The 2961-nt window shown below is 68.3% G+C and carries 1 protein-coding gene; it reads left to right on the forward strand.

Annotation, left to right across the window (positions count from 1 at the left end; all coding sequences use genetic code 11):
* Positions 1–1484: 1484 nt before the first annotated feature.
* Positions 1485–1919: a helix-turn-helix domain-containing protein gene (locus tag MMF96_RS19245; protein WP_256884458.1), complete on the forward strand. Its 435-nt coding sequence runs from the start codon at positions 1485–1487 to the stop codon at positions 1917–1919.
* The last annotated feature ends 1042 nt before the right edge of the window (positions 1920–2961 follow it).

Genomic DNA, 2961 nt, shown 5'->3' on the forward strand with positions numbered 1-2961 from the left:
ACAATGGGAGCCCAGCCCCCCAACGGAAAGCGGCTCAACCCTGTGCAGGCAACTCAATAAACAATACACGCCCCCACCCACACCCGCAAATCCACCACAACCACCACACACCACCGGCAAAAACACCAGCACACGCACACGCACACGGCAGCGAACCACACGGCCGGCCCCCGGCCACACCAGGGACCGGCCGCCAAAACCCGGGAGCCAAAACCCGGGAGCCAGGAACGCCGCGGACCGCCTACACCACCACGGCCACCACCGGACCCACGCGCAGACCCAAGGGACCCCAGAGACCCCAGGGACCCGGAACAGGGCACCCTGCCGACACACACCACCGGCCGCCAAGCCGGCAATCGCTGCCGCCCGCCGGGAATGTGCCTTGGCCCCCTGGCTTGTTTGGCCCGGGCGCGGCGGGCTGGGGCACGGCGGGCTGGGGCACGGGACGCATCGGGAATTATTCCTTCCCGGCCAGTGGCCATGACACAGTCTCGACAGGCGGCCACCAGGACGGCTGCGTTTCGTTGGCCGTCCATGCGTGCGCAGTTCCCCAATTCGGCACCGCCCTCCCGATCCCGCCTTGCCGCCAAGGGCCTCCCCAAAACACCTTCTCGCGGCAGACATCCTCTACCTCACCCGGGACAGGAAGACGCTGCCGTGCCTTCAATCCCTGTACCCCACTGCTGCGAGGGACGGTTCCTTGGCGTTAACGAGCATGCGGCAGCCCGTAGCCACAATGGGCGCCAGGGAACTCCAGCCCAGAACGGGCCCCATCGCGCTGTCACCAGCGATTACGGGAAATTCGTGGCCAACAGGAGCCATGCGCCCGGACACCAGCGGGACGCCAGCGGGCAGCCTCCGGTGTCCTTTGCCGAATTCCCGGAGCCGGGCGTGCGCACTTGGCGTGACCGCCCACACCCTCCCTGGCCCGTCCCGTATTGACTGTTGATTGGCATGCGGCCGCCCAGGGAACGGCCGGCCTCAAACGGATGTTGCACGCCGCTGGCGCAAGACTCGCGCACGAAGCCGGCGATTTCCACGACGTTCCGCTTCAAGGCCAGCCGGCACGCCCCGAAGCCGCCCGCCTGTTACGCGTCGCATTCTTTGGCGGTGTGTTGGTCGTTGTGGGTGACGACCATGCTGTGGTGGTTCAGGGTTCGTTGGCGGCGTCAGCGTGACGACCGGATCCGATGCGCCGACCGGCGGCCAGTGATTGGTGTATCCCCGCCGTCAGCGTGATGGTACCTGGCTGGCCGGTGGCCGGGCGGCTGATCTTTTCGGGGCGGCGCCGGCGCCACACGAGGTGGCCCCTTCCCTAGTCTGGGTGTGTGTTGTGGGAGAGTCGTGGCACAGGTGTGGGGTCGGGCGGACAGGAGCGGATGCGATGCTGATCGTGAGCAGCCCCGCACACGACGAGGTGGCGTTGCTGGCAGGGGAGATCACGCACCCGCACCGTGCGGGGCCAGGACGATGACCGGCTGACCGTGCAGCCACGGCGAGCCCGCTGCGCCGCCTGTGCCCGCACCCAGGTCCTGTTGCCGGCCGCGTTGTCCCTGCGCCGTGCCGACACCGTGGAGGTCATCGGGACCGCACTGGCGGCCAAGGCTGCAGGTTTCGGGTACCGCACGATCGCCGCCCACATGGGCCGGCCTGTTTCGACTGTGCGCCGCTGGCTGCGCCGGGTGCCGGAAACCCACGTCCAGTGGCTGTACGAGCAGGCGGTGCAGCACGTGTTCCGCCTCGATCCGGACATCCTGGTCCGCCCCAGGCAGTGGCCGAGCCTGCTCGGCTGGAGCCTGAACGTGTTGGCCGGCGCCGCCCTGGCCTACCGGAAACGCGTGGAGGCCCACACGCCGCCGTGGACGCTGATCGGGCTCTTCACACGAGGTCATTTATTGAGCCGACCGCAGCGCACCTGAAAAAGCGAGCAGGGCCTGCTTTGCCACGCCCTGAAACAGCCGTCACCATGACGACGTCACCAGCGGCCACTCCTTATGTGCCCGGCAGCATGCAGACCGCCACGTCACCATGACGACCAAACATGCCAAACCCATCGGCACCAAAGGCGACGCCGCCATCGTCAAAATACGCGATGGGTAACACCCGCCATGCCGATCAGCATGGCGTTCACGGGCAAACCGGACCGGGTATTGCCAAAGCCGCGCAGGGGTGGCGCAGCATAGGGCCCCGCGGACACCCCACCCCGTTCGTGGTTGCGTGGGGATGGCGGACCATGCCGTTGCTCAAGCCCCAGCCGATGAAGGCGGTCGACACTGCCATGGACATTCCGCCGACACCAGGGAGAGCGCGAAATCAATCGTGCCCGCACACCATAAACGGTGCACACCACAAACGGCGCCTGGCACGTCATTCACGCTGCGTAGGACCCCATCCACGGCACACCCGACGCGCATGGCCGGGTAGTCGGCGGCGCGGCCGATGGTCGGGCGGTTGTCCTGGGCGATCATGCCGGCTGCCTGAATCGTGGCGGCCGCATGGATCACCGTGGCTCCAGCTCGCCCGGTGGTTATCCGTTCGATGGCCCCCAGGCATGGGAACCCGGCCTCCTCAAACGGCATGGCAACCCCGGCACCACCGAACAACAGAGACTGAAGACCGGCGGCCCTTGCACTGACGCCGGCCGGACTCCACGACTCGTCGTTCAATGCCCTCTCCGGAGGCCGGGGGTCGCCACGGCCCGCGGACGTAGTGACGGCTGCATGCCCGGTCTGTCAACGCCACCCGGGAAGCGGTGCCACGAGCAGGAGTGCGGCCGCACCCCTCAACGCATCCCATGCAGCAAGGAGGCCCAATTTGTGGTTTCGTTGGTGCCCGCCCGGCGGTCGCGGCAGCGGTGGCCGCCGCCGTCTAGCGGCGGTGTGGCCGGCCCCCGCCCCCCGGCCCCCGGACCCTGGCCGGGGGCCGGGGGCCGGGTGTCGGGGGCGGGGTTTGTCGTGTGGT

This window comes from Arthrobacter sp. STN4 (assembly GCF_024539665.1).
Lineage (GTDB): Bacteria > Actinomycetota > Actinomycetes > Actinomycetales > Micrococcaceae > Specibacter.